This is a genomic window from Streptomyces sp. NBC_00503 (genome assembly GCF_036346895.1).
In the GTDB taxonomy this organism is placed as follows: domain Bacteria; phylum Actinomycetota; class Actinomycetes; order Streptomycetales; family Streptomycetaceae; genus Streptomyces.
Window position 1 is genome coordinate 228,724 of record NZ_CP107856.1, and the last position, 19,280, is coordinate 248,003.

At 71.6% G+C, this 19,280-nt stretch carries 17 protein-coding genes; 9 read left to right on the forward strand and 8 right to left on the reverse strand.

What is annotated here, in order from left to right; genetic code table 11:
• Window positions 1-18: 18 nt before the first annotated feature.
• The 3 genes from OG490_RS38320 to OG490_RS38330 form a co-directional block, all read right to left on the reverse strand.
• Entirely contained in the window at window positions 19-153 is a 135-nt protein-coding gene (locus OG490_RS38320; protein ID WP_330301367.1) for a hypothetical protein, read from the reverse strand.
• 13 nt (window positions 154-166) lie between these two features.
• On the reverse strand, window positions 167-619 hold the full coding sequence (locus OG490_RS38325; protein ID WP_330301368.1) for a glycine-rich domain-containing protein: 453 nt from the start codon (window positions 617-619) through the stop codon (window positions 167-169).
• 219 nt (window positions 620-838) lie between these two features.
• Complete coding sequence (locus OG490_RS38330; protein ID WP_330301369.1) at window positions 839-1,051, reverse strand: hypothetical protein; 213 nt, start codon at window positions 1,049-1,051, stop codon at window positions 839-841.
• 443 nt (window positions 1,052-1,494) lie between these two features.
• On the opposite strand from OG490_RS38330, the gene OG490_RS38335 reads away from it, so the two are divergent.
• Both OG490_RS38335 and OG490_RS38340 read left to right on the forward strand, forming a co-directional pair.
• Window positions 1,495-2,547 (forward strand): Twin-arginine translocation pathway signal, encoded by a 1,053-nt coding sequence (locus OG490_RS38335; RefSeq protein WP_330301370.1) that lies wholly within the window; start codon window positions 1,495-1,497, stop codon window positions 2,545-2,547.
• A 1-nt stretch (window position 2,548) separates the two neighbouring features.
• A complete protein-coding gene (locus OG490_RS38340; RefSeq protein ID WP_330301371.1) occupies window positions 2,549-2,863 on the forward strand; it encodes a 4a-hydroxytetrahydrobiopterin dehydratase in 315 nt (104 codons plus the stop codon).
• A gap of 82 nt (window positions 2,864-2,945) precedes the next feature.
• Here the strand turns inward: OG490_RS38340 and OG490_RS38345 are convergent, their stop codons facing one another.
• Together OG490_RS38345 and OG490_RS38350 are read right to left on the reverse strand one after the other, a co-directional pair.
• The gene (locus tag OG490_RS38345; protein ID WP_330301509.1) at window positions 2,946-4,466 is read right to left on the reverse strand and encodes a 4-hydroxyphenylacetate 3-hydroxylase family protein; all 1,521 of its coding nucleotides are present in this window, start codon (window positions 4,464-4,466) and stop codon (window positions 2,946-2,948) included.
• An 83-nt stretch (window positions 4,467-4,549) separates the two neighbouring features.
• Window positions 4,550-5,149 carry a flavin reductase family protein gene (locus OG490_RS38350; RefSeq protein ID WP_330301372.1) on the reverse strand — a complete coding sequence of 200 codons (600 nt, stop codon included), beginning with the start codon at window positions 5,147-5,149 and terminating at the stop codon, window positions 4,550-4,552.
• 325 nt (window positions 5,150-5,474) lie between these two features.
• Here OG490_RS38350 and OG490_RS38355 point away from each other — a divergent pair, with 325 nt between their 5' ends.
• The 5 genes from OG490_RS38355 (at window position 5,475) to OG490_RS38375 (ending at window position 11,800) form a co-directional block, all read left to right on the forward strand.
• Entirely contained in the window at window positions 5,475-6,137 is a 663-nt protein-coding gene (locus OG490_RS38355) for an O-methyltransferase (RefSeq protein WP_330301373.1), read from the forward strand.
• Window positions 6,138-6,270: 133 nt separating this feature from the next.
• Complete coding sequence (locus OG490_RS38360; RefSeq protein WP_330301374.1) at window positions 6,271-7,980, forward strand: FAD-binding oxidoreductase; 1,710 nt, start codon at window positions 6,271-6,273, stop codon at window positions 7,978-7,980.
• A 168-nt stretch (window positions 7,981-8,148) separates the two neighbouring features.
• Window positions 8,149-9,828 carry an FAD-binding oxidoreductase gene (locus OG490_RS38365; RefSeq protein ID WP_330301375.1) on the forward strand — a complete coding sequence of 560 codons (1,680 nt, stop codon included), beginning with the start codon at window positions 8,149-8,151 and terminating at the stop codon, window positions 9,826-9,828.
• Entirely contained in the window at window positions 9,825-11,072 is a 1,248-nt protein-coding gene (locus tag OG490_RS38370; RefSeq protein WP_330301376.1) for an MFS transporter, read from the forward strand. Before OG490_RS38365 ends, OG490_RS38370 begins: the two co-directional genes overlap by 4 nt.
• A gap of 80 nt (window positions 11,073-11,152) precedes the next feature.
• Complete coding sequence (locus tag OG490_RS38375; protein ID WP_330301377.1) at window positions 11,153-11,800, forward strand: cupin domain-containing protein; 648 nt, start codon at window positions 11,153-11,155, stop codon at window positions 11,798-11,800.
• Between the two features lie 144 nt (window positions 11,801-11,944).
• Here the strand turns inward: OG490_RS38375 and OG490_RS38380 are convergent, their stop codons facing one another.
• Complete coding sequence (locus tag OG490_RS38380) at window positions 11,945-12,751, reverse strand: SDR family NAD(P)-dependent oxidoreductase (protein ID WP_330301378.1); 807 nt, start codon at window positions 12,749-12,751, stop codon at window positions 11,945-11,947.
• 210 nt (window positions 12,752-12,961) lie between these two features.
• Between OG490_RS38380 and OG490_RS38385 the strand changes: the two genes are divergently transcribed.
• A complete protein-coding gene (locus OG490_RS38385; protein ID WP_330301379.1) occupies window positions 12,962-14,542 on the forward strand; it encodes an MFS transporter in 1,581 nt (526 codons plus the stop codon).
• Here OG490_RS38385 and OG490_RS38390 read toward each other — a convergent pair.
• Together OG490_RS38390 and OG490_RS38395 are read right to left on the reverse strand one after the other, a co-directional pair.
• Complete coding sequence (locus OG490_RS38390) at window positions 14,482-15,351, reverse strand: AfsR/SARP family transcriptional regulator (RefSeq protein WP_330301380.1); 870 nt, start codon at window positions 15,349-15,351, stop codon at window positions 14,482-14,484. The genes OG490_RS38385 and OG490_RS38390 overlap by 61 nt on opposite strands.
• Window positions 15,352-15,560: 209 nt before the next feature.
• Window positions 15,561-17,276: an FAD-dependent monooxygenase gene (locus OG490_RS38395; protein ID WP_330301381.1), complete on the reverse strand. Its 1,716-nt coding sequence runs from the start codon at window positions 17,274-17,276 to the stop codon at window positions 15,561-15,563.
• Window positions 17,277-17,503: 227 nt separating this feature from the next.
• Between OG490_RS38395 and OG490_RS38400 the strand changes: the two genes are divergently transcribed.
• A complete protein-coding gene (locus OG490_RS38400) occupies window positions 17,504-19,276 on the forward strand; it encodes a class I adenylate-forming enzyme family protein (RefSeq protein ID WP_330301382.1) in 1,773 nt (590 codons plus the stop codon).
• The last annotated feature ends 4 nt before the right edge of the window (window positions 19,277-19,280 follow it).

Here is a 19,280-nt window from a genome sequence, read left to right on the forward strand (position 1 = left end):
TGCCGCTCAGTGCGCCAGTCAGCCCTCGTCAGGCTCCGCCACGATGAACCCGCGCACGGGCACGGGGCCGTTCCGGTCCGGGGCCTGCACGCTCTGAGCCTGACGCATGACCTCGATGACATCGGCGTACTCGGGGGCGATCCACTCCATCATGGCGGCAGCCTACTCAGCCCTTCGGCTTCGGGATGATGACGATGGGGCCGCCGTCATCCGAGTGCCGGCAGGACGCGGCGACGGAAACGGCGGAGTCCTCCGGGCCGCGCCACAGGTCCGCGTCCACGGTGTAACCCGCCGCTCCGATAGCGGCCACCGTCCGTTCGACGGAGCTGTGCGGCCGGTTGTCGGGATCGGGCCGCTCCGGCACGTGGTGGATGAAGCCGCCGAGCCGGGCGCACAGGGCCTGGTAGAGGCGGGTGTGCAAGACGAGCGCGTGCCAGCCTTCATCGACCACCCGGGAAGGCACGAGACCTTGCGGGCGCCGGACTGCCGTGGCAAGGAATGCCAGGGCGTCGACGACGATCCGTCCGGCCAGCTCCGGGGCCATGCCCGGATTGTTGTCGAGGACCGTGTGCATGACGCCGTTGAACTCGGCGTCGCTGAGCAGGGCGCGCGGGTTCACGGATACGGAGGTCGTGAGGCTACCTCCAGGCAGCGCGGACGGTGCCGGAGCGTCGGGCCGGGTGATGCACGGGGGCGGGACCGGATTGGGTACGGGACTGGACATGCTTCTCCCTAGATCGTGTGCAGGAAGGTGCGATTCAGCGCGGCGTGCCGACGACGATGGCGGCGAAGGTGCCGAGCACGATCAAGACGTACAGGGCCTGCCGTGCGTACTCGTTCATCCGCTGGCCTCGATGTTGCGTATGGCCGTCGTCAGCTCTCGGCCGGACGGCATCCGGATGTAGGCGATCCGTGCGTACTCGGGGTCTCCGCAGACGCGGCGGACCTCTTCGCGGACGACGGCCATCAGCTTGCCGTGCGTGCCCGAGGCGATGTCGCGAACCTGTTGATGCAACAGCGGGTGGTCCAAGTGCTCGAACGGGTCAGACATCGGACACGTCCTCAAGAGAGGAAACGAACCGCTCCAGCCCGGACTCGGCGCGAGCCATCAGCTCGGGGCTCGGCGCCTCCGGCAGGGCGGGCAACCTACCTCGCTCCCGGCTCTGTTCGTCTGCGCTACTCGTCGTCATAAGAGGATGGTGGGCTGACATGCAGAGGGGCAGAAAGGCCATTGCGCGGCCATCGGTGGCCATGTGGCGGCCATGGCCGGGGACCGACGCCATGACACCTCACACTGGGGCCATGGGCCACCGAAACGACGCGCTGAGGGCCGCCCGACTCCGGATCGGATGGCGCAGCATGGATGCTGCGGCCGCAGCGCTCAGCACCCACGGACAGCGGTTCCTCGGCGACCGGTCGTACGAGGTGTCCGCACGGACATGGCGGCGCTGGGAGGGTACCCAGCCGGGATGGCCGTCGGAGGAGACCGCGACCGTGCTGCACGACGCGCTCGGCCGATGGCCCGAAGACCTCGGCTTCCGGGCGCCCGCCGGCTGGATCCGGCCTGAAGCCCACCCAGAGGAAGACATGAAGCGCCGCACCTTCGTCAACGTCACGGCCGCCGCACTCCTGCCCGGCCCCGTCGCCAAACAGCACGTCGACCCCGCGCTCATCACGTACTTCCAGGAGCAGTTGGAGGGCCACTACCGCGCCGACATGTTCCTCGGCCCCCACGACCTGATCGGCACCGTGTCCGCGCAGTATCAGCTGATCGACAAGCTGGTCCGCAGTGCCGCAGGCGAGACCCGCCGCGGCCTCCTCCGCGTTGGTGCCGCCTACGCCGCGCTCGTCGGCTGGCTTTACCAGGACGCCGGCGACCTTGGCGCGGCCAGCTTCTGGCGGGGGGTCACGCAGGAGATCGCGGCCCGCTCCCGAGACCCTCACCTCGTCGGCTACTCCCTCGTGAACCTCGCGCAGGTCCGGACCGACCTCGGCGACGGTCACGGCGTCATCGACCTGTGCGAGGCCGCCCTCCACGATGACCGGGTCATCCCCAAGGTGCAGGTCATGGCCATGCAGCAGCAAGCCCACGGTGCCAGCCTGACCGGCGACCGGACCGCCGTCGACCGGCTTATCGACACCGCCGGTGGGCTCATCTCACGCGTGGACGATGACCTGCCGTGGGGCAACGCCTGCCGACGCACTCCGGGCTACCTGGAGGTGCAGCGGGCCACTTGCTACGGCCGTCTCGGGCTCGGCCAAGAGGCGGAGGCGCTGTGGTCGCAAATCCTCGACGCTGTGCCCGCGACCGCTCGCCGGGACCGCGGCGTGTACCTGGCCCGGCACGCCACGGCGGCCGCCGGGGCCCGGGAGCCGGAACAGGCAGTAGAGATCGCACGCGCCGCAGCAGAGATCGCGGCAGAGACCCGGTCCGCACGCATGCTGCGTGAACTGCGCGGCCTGGAGCGGGCCATGCGGCCGTGGCACGATGCCCCGGTAGGCCGGGACCTCACCGAGATCCTGGCCCCCATGAACGAGGGGAGCTGACATGGGCGTACCGACGCCGCTGTCCGACGAGGAGATCGTGCGTGGCTTGGCCAAGCTGCCGGGGTGGGAGCGTGAGGGCGAAGAGATCACCCGTACGTACGAGATCCGCTACCACGCGGCGGTCGCCGCGATCGTCACGATCGCGGACCGGTCCCGCCGTATCCAGCACCATGCCGACCTCGACCTCCGGATCGACAGTCTGCGCGCATCGATCACCACACACGACGCCGGCCACCGGCTGACGCTCGCGGACTTCGACCTCGCGCACCGCATCGACGCGATCGTGGCTGCGCACCAGGCGCTCCCTCTGGACTGATCCGCACGCACGCGCTCCCTCCCGCCCATGGTCGAGAGGGAGCGTTGTGCTGTCAGCCGACACCGGCCCTCGTCGTGCCCCGTCAGCTCCAGAGGTTCTTGCGCTGTTCGCGCAGTTCCTTGAAGGAGTCGAGGTCCGGGACGGTCCAGCCGTCCAGGTCGTACTCCTCCAGGGCCTTTTCCGCGAAGCCGCGGTAGCCGTCGAGCTGGCCGCTGGCGGACTGGGCGTGGAAGATGTCGGTGCGGACCTGCTCGTGGTTGCCGGAGTAGTTGCGCTCGTAGAGCTCGTGGCGGCCGCCGAACTCGGTGCCGACCGCGTCCCACAGCATCTTCATCAGCTTGACCCGGCTGACGGAGTCGTAGCCGTTCGAGCCGCGGACGTACTTGTCGAGGTAGGGGCGGATCTCGGGGTTGTTGAAGTCCTCGGCGCTGGAGTTGACGTAGATCAGGCCGCTGGCCACGTCCTGCTGGATGATCTCCTTGATGCGCGGGTAGCCGATGGTCATGAACCAGCGGTAGGCCATGCCGTAGTCGAGCCGCGGCAGCAGCGCGCCGTTCTTCCACTCCTGCGGGTTGCGGGCCGCCGCGTCGCTCAGCGCCCAGAACATGTTCCGCCAGGCCAGGACCTCGCCGACGCGGGCCTGGATGCCGCGGAAGTCCTTGGAGCCGGTCATGTCCACAGCCTTGAGGAGGAGGCCCGCGATGAAGTCGATCTTCACCGCCAGGCGGATGGCCCCGTGGAAGGTCAGCCGCTCCAGGAAGCCGGACTGGGGGGCGAAGCCGTTGACCTTGTCGACGTCCCCGTAGAGGAAGACGTTCTCCCAGGGGATGAGGACCTTGTCCATCACGAAGATCGTGTCGTTCTCGTCGAGCCGGCTGGAGAGCGGGTAGTCGAAGGGGCTGCCCATGACGGAGGCGGCCGCCGCGTAGGAGGGGCGGCAGATCAGCTTCAGGCCCGGCGAGCCCATCGGGATGGTCGCGACGAGCGCGAACTTCTTGTCGCGCAGGGGCAGCCCGTAGTGCGAGATGAAGTTGTAGTTGGTGATGGCCGAGCCGGTGGCGACCACCTTCGCGCCGGAGACGATCAGACCGGCGTCCGTCTCCTTCTCCACGTGCACGAAGACGTCCTGGACCTCCTCCGTCGGCAGGTGGCGGTCGACCGGCGGGTGGATGATCGCGTGGTTCCAGAAGAGGACCTTCTCCTGGGACTCCTTGTACCAGCGGCGCGCGTTGTCCTGGAACGGCGCGTAGTACTCGCTGTTGGCGCCCAGGGTGCCGAGGAAGGCGGCCTTGTAGTCGGGGCTGCGGCCCATCCAGCCGTAGGTCATCCTGGCCCACTCGGCGATGGCCTCGCGGTCCTCCACCATGTCCTGGACGGTGTGCGGGGTCCGGAAGAACTTGTGGGTGAAACCGTTGCTGCCGGTGTCCGTGCGGGTGGTGAGCACGTCCTGCTTGGCCGGGTCGTGCAGCGCGTTGTACAGCCGCGCGGTCATCAGCGCCGAATTGCGGAAGGCGGGGTGGGCGGTGACGTCCTTGACGCGTTCGCCGTAGAGGTAGATCTCCCGGTCGTCGCGCAGGCTCTCCAGGTACTCGTCGCCGGTCATGGGCCGGGTCACGGGGGCCTCGGGAGCGCCGGTCGGGGCCGCCGTCGGAGCCGCGGTCGGGGCCGCTTCGCCGTTCGTGAGCGTCATGTGGTTCGTCCTTGTCCGGTCAATGAGCCTGTGAGTGATGGGTGGTCGTCCTCGCGGATGCCGAAGGCCGCCGTCCAGCCGTGGGCGGGCCCGTCGAGCGACCCGGTCCAGGCCGCCCCCTCGGACGGCCGGCGGAAATCGCCGAGCACCCCGGAGTGGAAGACGAGGGGTGGACCGCCGGGGGCGTCGAAGGCGACGACCTGCCCGATGTGGAGCACGTGGTCCCCGCCGTCGTACGAGGCCCAGGGCACGCAGGAGAAGTGGGCGACGGCGCCCTCGATGCGCGGGGCCGCCGTGTCCTGGCCCCAGCTGAGGTCCGGCGCCGCCGCCCGGTCGCCGCGGCCCGCGAACAGCCAGGCCAGGTCCTGCTGGTGGGCCCCGAGGACGTTGATGCCGAAGGGGGCGCCGACGAGCCGTTCGCAGGTGCGGCTGCGGCGGTCCAGCGACACCAGGACCAGCGGCGGATCGAGCGACACCGAGGTGAAGGAGGAGACGGTGGCGCCGTAGACGGCGTCGTCCTGCGCGGTGGTGACCACGGTGACGCCCGAGGCGAACTGGCCCAGGCAGTTCCTCAGCGCGCGCTGGTCAAGGCTCACGGGTTCTCCTCGGCGAACTCGATTGGTCTCGATCGATCTCGATTGATACGGGCGCAAGAACCGGGAAACAGCATTCCTTTTGAATTTGATAGAACGGGCGGACCGGCGATATAGGCCAGGGCGGATCACCGCCGCCACGCGGGCATTGTTCCAGTAGTCACTGAAGAACCGGTCCAGGGATATAGGACCTCTTCAAGACGCTTGACGAATTCTCGCGCCCGCTCTAGCTTTCTGCTGTTTCCTGCGCGTCGCCGCAGGTCGTCAGGGTGTGTGAACCGATCCGCACCGAATCCGCTGTCGCCCGTACTGACCCAGGAGTATCCCCATGCGTATCCAGGTCGATGTCAATGAAGCCCTTCAGGACTATGTGGCCTCCATTTCTCTTCGCGAGCCCGAGGTACTGGGGGACCTCCGGGTGAAGACCTCGGAGCTGCCCCTTTCGCTCATGCAGATTTCCCCCGAACAGGGCCAGTTCATCTCGCTGCTCGTGAAGGCGATCGGGGCCAAGCGCGCCCTGGAGGTCGGCGTGTTCACCGGCTACAGCCTGCTCGCCACGGCGCTGGCGCTGCCCGAGGACGGCAGTGTCGTCGCGCTGGACATCAGCGAGGAATGGACCGCGATCGCCCGTGAGTACGCGGACCGCGCCGGGGTCTCCGACAAGATCGACCTGCGCATCGGCGACGCGCGCGAGTCCCTCGAGGCGCTGCTCGGCGAGGAGGGCGCGGCCGGCTCCTTCGACTTCGTCTTCATCGACGCCGACAAGGAGAACTACTGGGCCTACTACGAGGCCGCCCTGACGCTGCTGCGCCCCGGCGGCCTGGTCGTGGTGGACAACGTGCTGTGGCACGGCGCCGTGCTCGACGAGACGAAGCAGGACTCCGAGACCACCGCGCTGCGCGCGTTCAACGCCAAGGTGCGCGACGACGAGCGGGTCGAGCTGAGCGTCCTGCCCTTCGCCGACGGCCTGACCTTCGCCCTCAAGCGCTAGAGGGTGTCTGGCGGATCGGGGCCGGGCCCGATCCACCAGACACCCCCTACCCCCGGGGCCGCCCGCCCCCCGCACCGTCCAACCGCCTCAGGCCTCAGGCCTGCGAGGTCCGAGCTCTCAAGAAGGTATGACCATGGCGCAGTACCCAGCCGGGATGCACAGACGACGCTTCCTCATCGGAGCGGCCGCCGCGGGCGGAGCCGCAGCCCTCGGCATGGAAGGGAAGGCCTTCGCGGACGACCCCATCATTCCCGCGGAGAGCACGGCGAGCACGGCGGGCCTGACGACGAACTCGATCGGCGCGATCTCCGTCACCCAGGCCGACCAGCAGTACCCGGACATGGTCCGGGCGCTGAACGCCCGGTACACAGCCGCACCGGAGTCCGTCCGGGTCGTGGACGCCCCCGCCCAGGTGGCCCCGATCGTCACCGAGGCGGTGCGGGCCGGCAAGCGGCTCACCATCCGCAGCGGCGGCCACTGCCTGGAGGACTTCGTCTACAACTCCGAGACGCAGATCGTGCTCGACGTCTCGAAGATGAACGGCGTGTACTACCACTCCGGGACGAACGCGATCGCCGTCGAGTCCGGCGCCACGCTGCTGGACGTGTACGAGAAGCTGTACTCGGCCTGGGGCGTGACCATACCCGGCGGCATCTGCTACTCCGTCGGCATGGGCGGGCACGTCGCCGGCGGCGGCTGGGGCATGCTCGTGCGCCGCAACGGGCTGGTCGTCGACCACCTGTACGCCGTCGAGGTGGTCACCGTGGCCGCCGACGGCACCGTGAAGACCATCGTGGCCACCCGCGAGGCCGCCGACCCGAACCGCGAGCTGTGGTGGGCCCACACCGGTGGCGGCGGCGGCAACTTCGGCGTGGTGACGCGCTACTTCTTCCGCTCCCCCGGGGCCACCGGCACCGACCCGCGCCAGTTGCTGCCCAAGCCCCCGGCCGAGGTGCTCTTCAGCGCCGTCTCCTGGGCGTGGAGCGACCTCACCAAGGACGAGTTCGTCCAGCTCGCGCAGAACTACGCGTCCTGGCACGTGGCCAACATCGGCGCGGACAGCCCGACCCGCTTCCTGACCAGCTTCCTGCTGCTCAACCACAAGTCCAACGGCCAGATCGGCCTGGTCACCCAGGTGGACGCGAACGCGCCGAACGCGCAGCAGATGCTGGACGACTACCTCGCCCACATGAACCAGGGCGTCAACGTGGTCCAGGGCGCCCTGACCGAGCCGATGGGCGAGATGTCGGCCCTGCCGCACTTCGCCTCACCCCGCCGGATGCCGTGGCTCCAGGCGACCCGCTTCGCCGGCACCACGAACCCGCTGCTCAACGACCCGACGCTGCGGGCCGAGTACAAGTCGGCGTACATGAAGGCCAACTTCCCGCGGGCCCACGCGGAGACGATGTACAAGTACCTCACCAGCACGGCCATCGACAACCCGAAGGTCAACATCCAGCTGACCCCGTACGGCGGCCGGGTCACCGCGCTCGGCGACACCGACACCGCCGTGTCCCACCGTGGCTCCGCCTTCAAGATCCTGTGGTCCGTGCTGTGGAACGACGCCTCCGAGGACGCCAAGCACATCGCCTGGACCCGGGAGAGCTACGAGGAGACGTACGCCGACACGGGCGGCGTGCCCGTACCCAACACGGTCACGGACGGGTGCTACATCAACTACCCGGACGCCGACCTGAACGACCCGCTGCGCAACCGGTCCGCGGTGCCGTGGCACGACCTGTACTACAAGGGGAACTACCCGCGGCTCCAGCAGGCGAAGAAGAAGTACGACCCGAAGAACTTCTTCCGCCACAGCCAGTCGGTGCGGTTGCCCGCCGCCTGACGCGCCACCCACCGCCCCACGGGCCGGGTCCGGATCCTCCGGGCCCGGCCCGCCGCGCGTGGCCGCGGCCCGCGTCCCGAGAACGAGCGCAACTCTTGGGGCGCCCGCAGCCCTTGCGATCCATAGCGTGGCTCCGGTCAAGGAGTGATCGGCGGAGGGGTTGGGGCGATGGTGCAGGACAGGGGCGGTATAGGACGGCGCAAGTTCCTCGCGGGCAGTGCCGCGGCGAGCGGGGCCGCGCTGCTCGCGGGCACGGTCGCCGCGAGCCCCGCGGCGGCGGTCGAGGACGGGGCCCTGGCCGAGCCCCTCACGGCGGTCACGCCCGTCGACAAGCGGTACAAGGACCTCGTACGGGGCTGGAACCAGCGCTGGGTCGCCTCGCCCGAGACCGTCTACCTGGCCGAGACCACCGCGCAGGTGCAGCAGGTGGTGCAGAAGGCGGTGACGGCCGGCAAGCGGCTCACCGTCCGCGGCGGCGGGCACTGCTGGGAGGACTGGGTCTTCAACGCGGACGTCCGCGTCATCCTCGACATGACCAAGATGAGCAAGGTCTACTACGACCCCGCGCGCAATGCCATCGCCGTGGAGGCCGGGGCCCAGCTGCTGAACGTCTACGAGCGGATGTACCGGACCTGGGGCGTCATCGTCCCGGCCGGCATGTGCTTCCAGGTCGGCGCGGGCGGCCACATCAGCGGTGGCGGCTGGGGGCTGCTCTGCCGCCAGCTCGGGCTGGTCGTCGACCACCTGTACGCCGTGGAGGTCGTGACGGTCGACGCCGACGGCACCGCCCGGGTGCGCGTGGCGACGCGCGAGGCCGACGACCCGAACCGCGAGCTGTGGTGGGCCCACACCGGTGGCGGCGGCGGCAACTTCGGCGTCATCACCCGTTTCTGGTTCCGCTCCCCCGGCGCCACCGGCACCAACCCGGCCGCCCTGCTCCCGCAGCCGCCGGCCGAGGTGCTGCTCAGCGCCGTCTCCTGGCCGTGGGCCGAGATGACCAAGGAGCGCTTCGCGCGGCTGGTGAAGAACTACGGGGACTGGCACGCCCGGAACCTCAAGCCCGGCACCGTGAACGACAACCTCGTCACCATGCTGGCGCTGAACCACAAGTCCAACGGGTACATCGGGCTCGTCACCCAGCTCGACGCGACCATCCCCGACGCGGAAGGGGTGATGGACCGGTTCCTCGCGGAGATGACGGCGGGCCTGGACCTGGCCCACCAGCCGCTGACCACCCACATGGGCGAGCTGTCCGCCATGCCGGAGCTCGCCAAGCCGCGCCGGATGCCGTGGCTCCAGGCCACCCGGTACATGGGGACGACCAACCCCACGCTGAACGACCCCAGCCTCAAGGGCGACTTCAAGTCCTCGTACTACCGCACGGCCATGCCGGACTCGCACATCGACGCCTTCTACACCCACCTCACCCGCGAGGACCTGGTCAACCCCACCGCCTCGGTGCTGCTCAGCTCCTTCGGCGGGAAGGTCAACGCGGTGGCCCCCGGGGACACCGCGGCCCCGCACCGCGAGGCCGCGTACAAGGCGGCCTGGATGATCTGGTGGACCGATCCGGCGGACGAGGCCAAGTCCCTCCAGTGGATCCGGGAGTTCTTCCACGGGGCCTACGCGGACACCGGCGGCGTCCCGGTCATCAACGCGGTGACCGACGGCTGCTACGTCAACTACCCGGACATCGACCTGCACGACCCGGCCTACAACACCTCGGGCGTGCCCTGGTCCACGCTCTACTACAAGGACAACTACCCCCGGCTCCAGCAGGTCAAGAAGAAGTACGACCCGCGCAACGTCTTCCACCACAGCCAGTCCGTCGAGCTCCCGAAGCCGTGACCGGGCAGCCGCCGCGCGCGCCGCGCACACCCCGGCGCGGCGGCTGGCCGGCGGTGGCCTCGGTGGCGCTCGGGTCCTTCACCCTGGTGCTCTCCGAGCTGCTGCCGGTCGGCGCCTTGACCGACATCGGCGAGGACCTGTCCGTCTCGACGGGGACGACCGGGCTCCTCGTCGTGATGCCGGGTCTCGCGGCGGCCGTGTCCGCTCCCGTGCTGACGGTGGCCTCGCGGGGCCTCGACCGGCGGACGGTGCTGTGGGCGCTCGCCGCCCTGACGGCCCTGGCCGACCTGGTCTGCGCCCTGTCCCGCGATCTCACCACGATGCTGGCCGGCCGGCTGCTGCTGGGCCTCGCGCTCGGCGGCTTCTGGGCCGTCGGCGCCGCGATCGCACCCCGGTTGGTGCGCCCGGAGTCCGTCCACCGGGCCTCCTCGCTGGTCACCGCCGGCATCTCCGTCGGTACGGTGGCCGCCCTGCCGCTGGGCGCGCTGGCCGCGCGGAGCGCGGGCTGGTGGACGGCGTTCTGGGCGGCCGGCCTGCTCGGGCTGGCCGCCCTGGCCGCGCAGATCCGCTGTCTGCCGCGACTGCCCGCCGATTCGGCCGTCGGCTGGCGGGACCTGGCGGGGGTGGTACGGATCCCCGCGGCCCGTGCCGGGCTGCTGGCCACCGTCTTCGTCTTCCTGGGCCAGTTCGCCTCGTACACCTACATCGCCCCCTACCTGGAGCGGCACGCCCGCTTCGGCGCCGGGGCGGCGGCCGCGCTGCTGCTCGGGTACGGGCTCGCCGGGATCGCCGGCAACTTCCTGGCCGCCGCCTCGCTCGCCCGCTCCGTACGGGCGACCGTCATGGCGAGCGCGGCCGCGCTGGCCGCCGTGGCGGCCCTGCTCCCCGTGGCCGCGGACTCCGCGGTGCTGGTGGCGTTCCTCGTGCTCGTCTGGGGCGCGGCGTTCGGCGCGCTGCCGCTGAGCCTGCAGACCACGATGCTGCGGGCCGTGCCCGCGGCGCCGGAGCGCGGCCTCGCGGTCTTCGTGACCGTCGTCCAGGTGTCGCTGGCCACGGGCTCGCTGTTGGGCGGCGTGGTGGTCGACGGGTACGGGATCCCGGCGAGCCTGGGCGTCGGGGCGGCGCTGGCCGCCTGCGCCGTCGCGGTGGTCGCGGCAGCGCCCGTACGCCGTTCCTCCCGTAGGCCGGACCCAAAGCCGGACTCAAAACCGGACCGAAGGCCGGAGCAAAAATCGGTGGTGTGAACGGCGGCCCGCCGGGGCCAGCCTGGGGGGACAACGCGGCTCACCGGATGGCCGGTCGAGCGTTCCCCTCTGGAGGAGACATGGCTGTCCACCCGGGCGAGGTCTACTACAACCCGCGGTGCCGGGAGAAGATCGTCATACGGACTCCCGCGGCACACACCGGCGGCGAGCGAGCGGTCATGGACCTCTACGTGGAGCCCGGCGGCTTCGCCGCCGGCTACCACGTGCACCCGTTCAGCGAGGAGATCTTCACCCTGGTCCGCGGCAGTCTGCGGGTGCACATCGACGGGCGCGACATCATCCTCGACGAGCTCGGCCAGACCGTCACGGTCCCGGCCGGCACGGAGCACCGGTGGTTCGGCAACACCGAGGAGGAGACCTCCTTCGCGGTGGTGGAACTGGTCAACCGGGCCGACCGTTTCGAGCAGCTGATCCTGCGCCAGCTCTTCGGTCTCGCCCAGGACGGCAAGACCGACGCCGAGGGCCGGCCGAGCCTGCTCCAGCACGCGGTGACGATGCGCGAGTTCTCCGACGTACTGCGGTTCACGGACCGCCCCTGGCCCGTCCAGCGCCTGGTGAACGGCGCCCTGGCGCCGCTGGCCCGGATGCTCGGCTACCAGGCCTGCAACCCCGACTACATGAACCGGCGCCCGCTGGAGGTGGCCGAGCCGGAGGAGCTGCCCGACGTGGTCGCCGCCCGGCTGGGCGCGCCGAGCGGGCGCGGCTGACCCGGCCGGCGCGATCCGCGCGGGCCGCTCCCGGCCCGCGCGGGACCCCGTACGAACGAAGGACCCCGGTGGCCTCACGGCCGCCGGGGTCCTTTTCGCTCGGTGAGCGGTTCCTGGGTGGGGAGTGCGTACCGAAAGGTCGGGTCAGAAGGTCTTGACGAAGCCGGCGTCGACGGCGAAGTCGGCGCCCGTGGTGCTCGCCGAGCGCGGCGAGGCCAGCAGCAGGATCGCGTCCGCGACCTCCTGCGGGGCGACGAGGCGGCCGGTGACCTGGCCCATCATCTGCGGGGCGATGGACTCCATGATGCTGTCGCGGTCGGCGCCCGCCATGCCGGCGATGATGTCGGCCGCGCCGCCCTCCTCGGTCCACCAGGCGGTGAGCACCGCGCCCGGGGAGACCGTGTTGACGCGGATGCCCTGGCCGCCGAACTCCTCGGACAGCGACTGGGTGAGGTTCGACAGACCGGCCTTGGCCGCGCTGTACTCGACGTTGACGGGGGCGGGCTGGCGGGCCATGCCGGTGGAGACGTTGATGATGGAGCCGCCGCCGCGCTCGAGCATCTTGGGGATGGCGGCGCGGATCGCGCGGACCGCCGAGTACAGGTTGAACTCGAAGATCGCGGCCCACTGCTCGTCGCTGCTGTCGAAGAAGCCCGTACGGGGCATCGAGACGCCGGGGGGCGGGCCGCCCGCGTTGTTCACCAGGATGTCGAGGCCGCCGAAGTGCTCGACGGCGCGGGCGACGACCTCGGCGGGAGCCTGCGGGTCCATCAGGTCCGCGGAGACGTGCAGCAGGTCCGGACCCGCGAGCTGCTCGAGCTCGGGGGTGTTCTTGCGGGAAACCGCCACGACCTTCGCGCCCTCTTCGAGCAGCGAGCGGGTGACGGCCAGGCCGATGCCCTTGGAGGCACCGGTGACCACTGCGACGCGGCCGGAAAGCTGGAGATCCATGGTTTTCCTTCTCTGTGTATCGGGCCCGCACCCAGGAGGGAGGGGGAGAGCTCTGCCGTGCGCTCTCACCCTTTGAACACCGGTGGTTTCCATCGGGTTGCACGGGTCGCGCGACACGGGTCGCACCGGCTCCCCGGTGCAACCGCGGACCGGGCGGCGGGGTTCTGACCCACACACCCCTCCCCCGCTTCACGCTTCCCAGGAGCCCCCATGCCCTCGACCGAGCAGCTCGCTTCGCGCAGGTCGGTGGTGATCCTGGTGTCCCTCGCCCCCTTGCTGGCGAACGCCGACGCCGGACTCGTCGTCCTGGCCCTGCCCGACATCCGGCACGGCCTCGGCATGAGCCTGACCGGCGCCCACTGGGTGACCAACCTGTACGTCCTACTGATCGGCGGGCTCCAGCTGCTGGGCGGCCGGCTCTGCGACCGGGCTGGATCCCGGCGGCTGTTCCTCGTCTCGCTGGCCGCCTTCGCGGCCGCCTCGGCGGTGTGCGGGGCCGCGCCCAACGGGCCGGTGCTGCTGCTGGCGCGCGCCGGGCAGGCGGTGGCCGCCGCCGCGATGGTGCCGGCGGCCATGTGCATCCTGCTCACCTCGGTCGCGGGCGGGCCCGAGCGGCGCCGGGCCCTGGCCCTGTGGGCGGCGTGCGGGGGGATCGGCTCGGTCGCCGGGGTGATGGCGGGCGGGCTGGTGGTCAGTCAGCTCGGCTGGCGCTGGGCCTTCCTGCTCAACGTGCCCGTCGCGCTCGCCGCGCTGGTCGCGGCCCGCCGTCTCTGTCCCCCCGACGGGGCCCGCCCGCGCGCCTCCTCCCCCGACGTCCCGGGGGCCCTGAGCCTCGTGGGCGCGCTGCTGGCCCTGGTGTACGGGCTGGTGGGCACCGCGGACCGGGGACTGGGGGCCGGCACCTGGGGGATGTTCGCCGTCTCGGGGGTGCTGGCCGCGCTGTTCCTGCGCAGACAGGCACGGGCCGCCGACCCGCTGCTGCCGGCCGTGCTGCTGCGGGACCGCTCGCTGGCCGCGGGCGCGCTGGGCATCGTGTTCGTCGCGGCGGCCACCGGTCCCGTGGTGTTCCTGGGCAGCGTGTACATGCAGGAGGTGCACGGGTACGCCGCCTGGACCGCGGGCTGCGCGCTGCTGCCGGTGGTCGGCGGGGTGATCCTGGTCGGGCGGCTGTGCAGCCGCCTGCTGGGCCGCTTCGGCCCCCGGATCCCCTGTCTGACCGGCTGCGCCCTGAGCGGGTCGGGCCTGTTGCTGCTGACGCAGGTCTCGTACGCGTCCTCGTACGCCACGGGGCTGCTGCCGGGGCTGACCCTGGTCGGCGCGGGGCTGCCGTTCCTCTGGATGGCCTGCGAGACGGCCGCCGTGGCCGGGGTGAGCCGGTGCGCCGTGGGGGCGGCCGCCGGTGTGGTGCAGTGCGCCGGCCAGATAGGCGCCGCCCTCGGGCTCGCGCTCGCCGTGAGCGCTTACGGAGCGGCTGCTCACGCGGGCGGCGGCCCGGTGGATCCGGTGGCGCTGACCTCGGGAGTGGCGCGGGCGTTCTGGGTGTGCGCCGCGCTGATGGCGTGCGCCGCGCTCACGGCCCGGTTCGGGCTGGGCCCCGTACGGCGGGAGACGGCCGTGGCCGCCACCGCCGCACCGGCTGCGGCCGTGCCCGGCGCCGCTGTGGCCGCCGCTGCTGTGCCCGGCGCCACTGCGGCCGCCGCTGCCGTGCCCACCTCCGTCGTGCCCGGCGGCTACGCGCCCAGCAGCACCGGCCTGGCCTCCGACCAGCCGCCCGTCCCGGTGCGCGGCTGAGCGGTGGCGCGGCGGGGCCTGGGCACCACGGCGTCCAGCGACAGCCGCAGCTCGCCCTCGGTGGGCGGCTCCAGCCGGGGGTGGCCGCACAGGATGTCGGTGATGAGCCGGTGGATGCCCTGGCCGGGGGAGGTGCCGAGCTCCTCGCGCAGGGTGCGGCGCAGCCGGTGGAACGCGGCCAGGGCGTCGGCTTGGCGGCCCGAGCGGTACAGGGCCAGCATCAGCTGGCCGGTGAGCTGCTCGTTGGCGGGGTCCTGGTGGACCAGGGCGCAGAGCTCGGCGAGGAGCTGGTGGTGGCGGCCCAGCCGCAGCTCGGCGCGGACCCGCAGGACCATGGCCTCCAGCCGGTCCCGTTCCATGGCCGCGAGGGCGGCCCGCAGCAGCGGGCCGGCGGGTGCGTCCACGGGGCCCTGGCCGCTCCACAGGGCGTGGGCGGTGCGGATCTGGCGGGCGCCCGCCTCGAGGTGGCCCGCGTCGAGGGCGGCGCGGCCGGCGCGGACCTGGCGCTCGTAGGCGTGCAGGTCGAGTTCGCCGTCCTGGACGTGGAGCACGTAGCCCTGGTCGCGGGTGACGAGCCGGCAGGCGCCGGCGCCGGTCGCGGGGCCGGAGCCCTGGAGGATCCGGCGCAGCTGCATGACGTAGGTGTGGACGGCGGCGACGGCGCTGGGCGGTGGGCTGTACTCCCAGAGCTCTTCGACGAATTGGGCCATCGAGACCACATGGTTGGCGTTCATCAGCAGGAGGGCGAGCATCTGGCGGTGCTTGGGCGCGCTGGGTGTTCTGTCCTCCCCGTTTTCAGTGACGCACATGGGCCCGAGTACAGAGAAACGCATTACCCCTCCACGGATATTCACCCGGCCAGGAACCCTTCGACCGTAGCGATAATCCGCCACCGGGCGGCGAACTCGGGAACCACTTTGGCAACTTGGAAATCCGGTACGGAGCCCCGCCCATTCCGGATAATCGGAATACGGGGCTCCGCTGCCGACCGCGAAGTGGAGGGAAAGGGAACGCCCGGTCAATGCCCGGTGACGCGCGCCAGCAGCTCCGCCGGGTCCCGGGGCGGCCGGTTGCCCCGCCAGGCCACGTGCTGGTCCGGCCGTACGAGGACCAGGTCGCGCTCGTAGAGCTCGCGCGCGGCGGGGTCCTCGACCCGGACCACGGTGAGCGGGATCCCGGCGGCGCGGGCCGCGTCCTCGAAGCCGGAGGTGTCCTGGTGCAGCACGCACAGGCTCAGCAACGTGAACCCGGTGCCGAAACGGTCGAAGAGGGAGTCGCCCTCGCCCCGGCCCTCGCCCAGCCACAGGTGCGGGGCGCGGCCGCCCGGGACCCCGGAGGGGGTGTACGAGGTGAAGTCGTCCGGCGGCGGGACGTCCCCGGCCGCGTCCACGATCGGTGACGCGTCGTAACGGGCGCCCAGCTGGACTCCGGTGGTGGCCAGGGTGAGCAGCCCGTACTCGGCGAGCCGCGCGCCGGTCTTCTCCCGGGCGGCGGCCCCCTCGGCGGTGTCCGCCTCCAAGGCCGCCGGCCGGTCGATGGCCCCGAGCCCCACGTTCAGTTCGCGCGCGGCGGCCGTGTTGCGCAGTGCCACGGGGCGCCGTTCCGACTCGTAGGAGGGCAGCAGCCCGGGGCCCGCCCAGCCCTGGACCGCGGCGGCCAGCTTCCAGGCGAGGTTGGCCGCGTCGTCCACTCCGGTGTTCATGCCGAAGCCGCCGTTGGGCGTGAACAGGTGCGCGGCGTCCCCGGCCAGCCAGGTCCGGCCCGCCCCGAAGCGCTCGGCCACCAGGGCCGCGCCGGGGGTCCAGGCGCGGCGGCTGAGGACCTCGACCTCCAGCGGGACCCCGGCCGCCTGCCTGACCAGGGCCGCGATCGCCTCGTCGTCCGTGTCGTCGGGGTCTGCGGAGCTGGTCAGCAGGAAGTACTCGTCGGCGCCGTCGAGGGCGATCAGGTTGAGGGCCAGATCGCGGTTGAAGACCCAGTTGCTCCAGCCGGCCCGCTCGCGCAGGAAGCCGCCGCGCAGCCCCGGGACGCGCAGGTGCGCGGCCGTGGCGCGGCGGCCCAGGACGTCCTGGTCGAGGGTGCCCTCACCGGTGTACGCGATGCCCAGCGAGCGCCGTACAAGGCCGTGGCCGCCGTCGCAGCCGACCGCGAAGGCAGCCCGCCAGGTGCGGGACACGCCGTCGGGGCCCTGCTCGGTGAGGGTGATGTGGCCGGATTCGGCGGCGGAACCGGCGGACCCGGCGGCCTCGGAAGCTCCCCCGGGTACGGCGGACTCGGCGATCGCGGTGACCCGGTGTCCGTAGCGCAGGGTGATGTTCGGCCGGGTCCGGGCCCGGTCCCAGAGCAGCCGCTCCACGTACATCTGGTTGGCCCGGTGCATCGGTTCGGGCAGCTGGTCGGTGCGCTCCGAGGCCGCCACACCGGCGCGGACCTCGTCGGCGCCGGGCCAGCGGAGGTCGGCGAGCAGGTGGCCGTCGTAGCGGGTGAAGAAGGAGATCCCGGCGCTGTGCCCGCCGGGCAGACCGAGCGATCGCACCCGGGAGGCGAGCCCGAGCCGCCGGTAGTGCTCCATCGTGCGGGCTCCGTGGGTGCTGCCCCGGGGCTCGGCCGGTACCGATTGCCCGGTGTTGAAGACGACCGACTCCACTCCGTGGCGGTCGAGGAAGAGCGCGAGGAGCAGCCCGACGGGACCGCCCCCCACGATGGCGACCTGCGTACGCGCGGGACGGTCCATCGAACCGGCCTCCAGCCTGAGTCACTTTCGAATACGGGACGCGCCGCATCCTCGCAAACCCTTCTGAAGGATTAATGGAAGGCCTGTTGGGGAATTACGCGGATTTCCTCTCCAGAGGATCTTTAGATGCCACCTGGACACTCGGTGCCGGACCGGGCCCGACTTCCCGAAGCCCTCAGCGGAGTGTGAGGTATTCCATGTTTCTTTTTGGCACGCACCGATCCGTTGTGCAACGCCTGCGCCTCACCGCGGACCGTGAACTCGGCGCCGGGAACTTCTTCTGGCACGCCTGGGAGATATCCCGTGACCGGGACCGGCCGCTGCTCTTCCACCCCGACACCGAACAGCCGGGCTGGGAGGACCGGGAGCTGCGCGGGCTGTCCCTCAACGACATCCGCCGCACCGTCATCCGGTACGCGCACTGGTACCGCGAGCAGGGTGTGACCCCCTCCTCCCACGTCGGCCTGTACACCCGCCACGGGCTGTTCGGCCTGCTGCACCACATCGCCGTCACCAGCCTGGGCGCGGCGGCCGTCCACTGCAATCCGCGCATGGAACCCCGCACCGCCTCCGAGTACTTCCTGCGCACCGGAACCACGCTCGTCGTCGGCGACGGGGATCTGCTGGGGGACCTCACCTCGGCCTGGCAGGCCGCCGGCGCGAACGCCCCCGAACTCCAGGACGTCCACGCCCTCGACGCGGACGCCGTGCGACCGCCCGCGCCGCCGGCCTCGTACCCCTACCGGCACGCCGCCGACGACCTCGTGATGATCTCCCACTCCTCGGGGACCACGGGCCGGCCCAAGGCCCCGGTCTTCCACCACCGGTCCTTCTTCATCGGCAAGCGCGAACGGCTGTGGACCTTCCCCTCGTTGCGCAGCGACCGGCTGCTCACGGCGCTGCCGCACAGCCACTCGGCCGGCATCAGCTACCTGTCCATGGCCCTGCTGCTGGGCATCCCCACCCTGGTCCTGGACGGCGCCGACGGCGACCGGGTGACCCGCGCGATCAACGGGTTCCGGCCCACGATCGTTCTGGGGTTCCCCCTCACCCTCGCCGAGATCGACCCCACCGCCATCCGTCCGGAGGCCGCACGGAGCGTCCGCACCTGGAACGGCATGGGCGACGCCTCCCACGAACGGCACATCCGGCCGCTCGTGGCCCTCGGCGACAGCGGTACGGGGACCGCCGACGGCGGCTCCGTCTACCTCGACGGGCTCGGCTCCTCCGAGATGGGCATGGTCCTCTTCAAGGCCGCCCACACCGCGCGGAGCACGCACTACGGACGGTTCATCGGCACCCCCGCGAAGGTGGTGCGCAAGGCCGCCGTGCTCGGCGCCGACGGCCGCGAACTGCCGCCCGGGCAGGCCGGATTGCTCGGCGTCCGGACCCCGAGCGTCACCCCCGGCTACTGGGACGACCCGGCGCTGAACAAGGAGTCGCTGCTCAGCGGCTACTTCCTCACCGGCGACATCGTCCGCAAGGACACCGAGGGCAACTGGTACCACCTGGACCGCACCCCCGACGTCATCAAGGCGGCGGCCGGGGACGTCCACAGCCTGCCCCTCGAAGAGGTCGTGCTGAACTCCACCCGGGCCCTGGACGCGGCGGTGGTGGCAGTGGCCGATCCGCAGCTGCCCGGCTCGTCCTGCCCGGCCGCGGTCGTGTACTACGCCGACGGGGTCCAGCGCAGCGCCGCCGACCTGCTGTCCGTCTGCAACACGGCCCTGGAGGGCGCCGGCCTGGCCCGGCTCAACGCCCTGGTCCTCGTCTCCGCGCGCGAGGACCTCCCGGTCGGAGTGACCGGCAAGGTCCTCAAGCGCGTCCTGCGCGAGCGCCACCGCGACGTGCTGAGCGGACCGTCCACCAAGACCGTCGCCAAGGCCGCCGCGGCGGGCCCCTCCTCCGGGGAACGGCCGGGCGAGCGCCAGGCCGTGCGGTCCGCCGGCCCGGCGGCCAGCCCGGCCGCCGACCCGTCCGCCCGCCCGTCCGCCGCCTGATCCC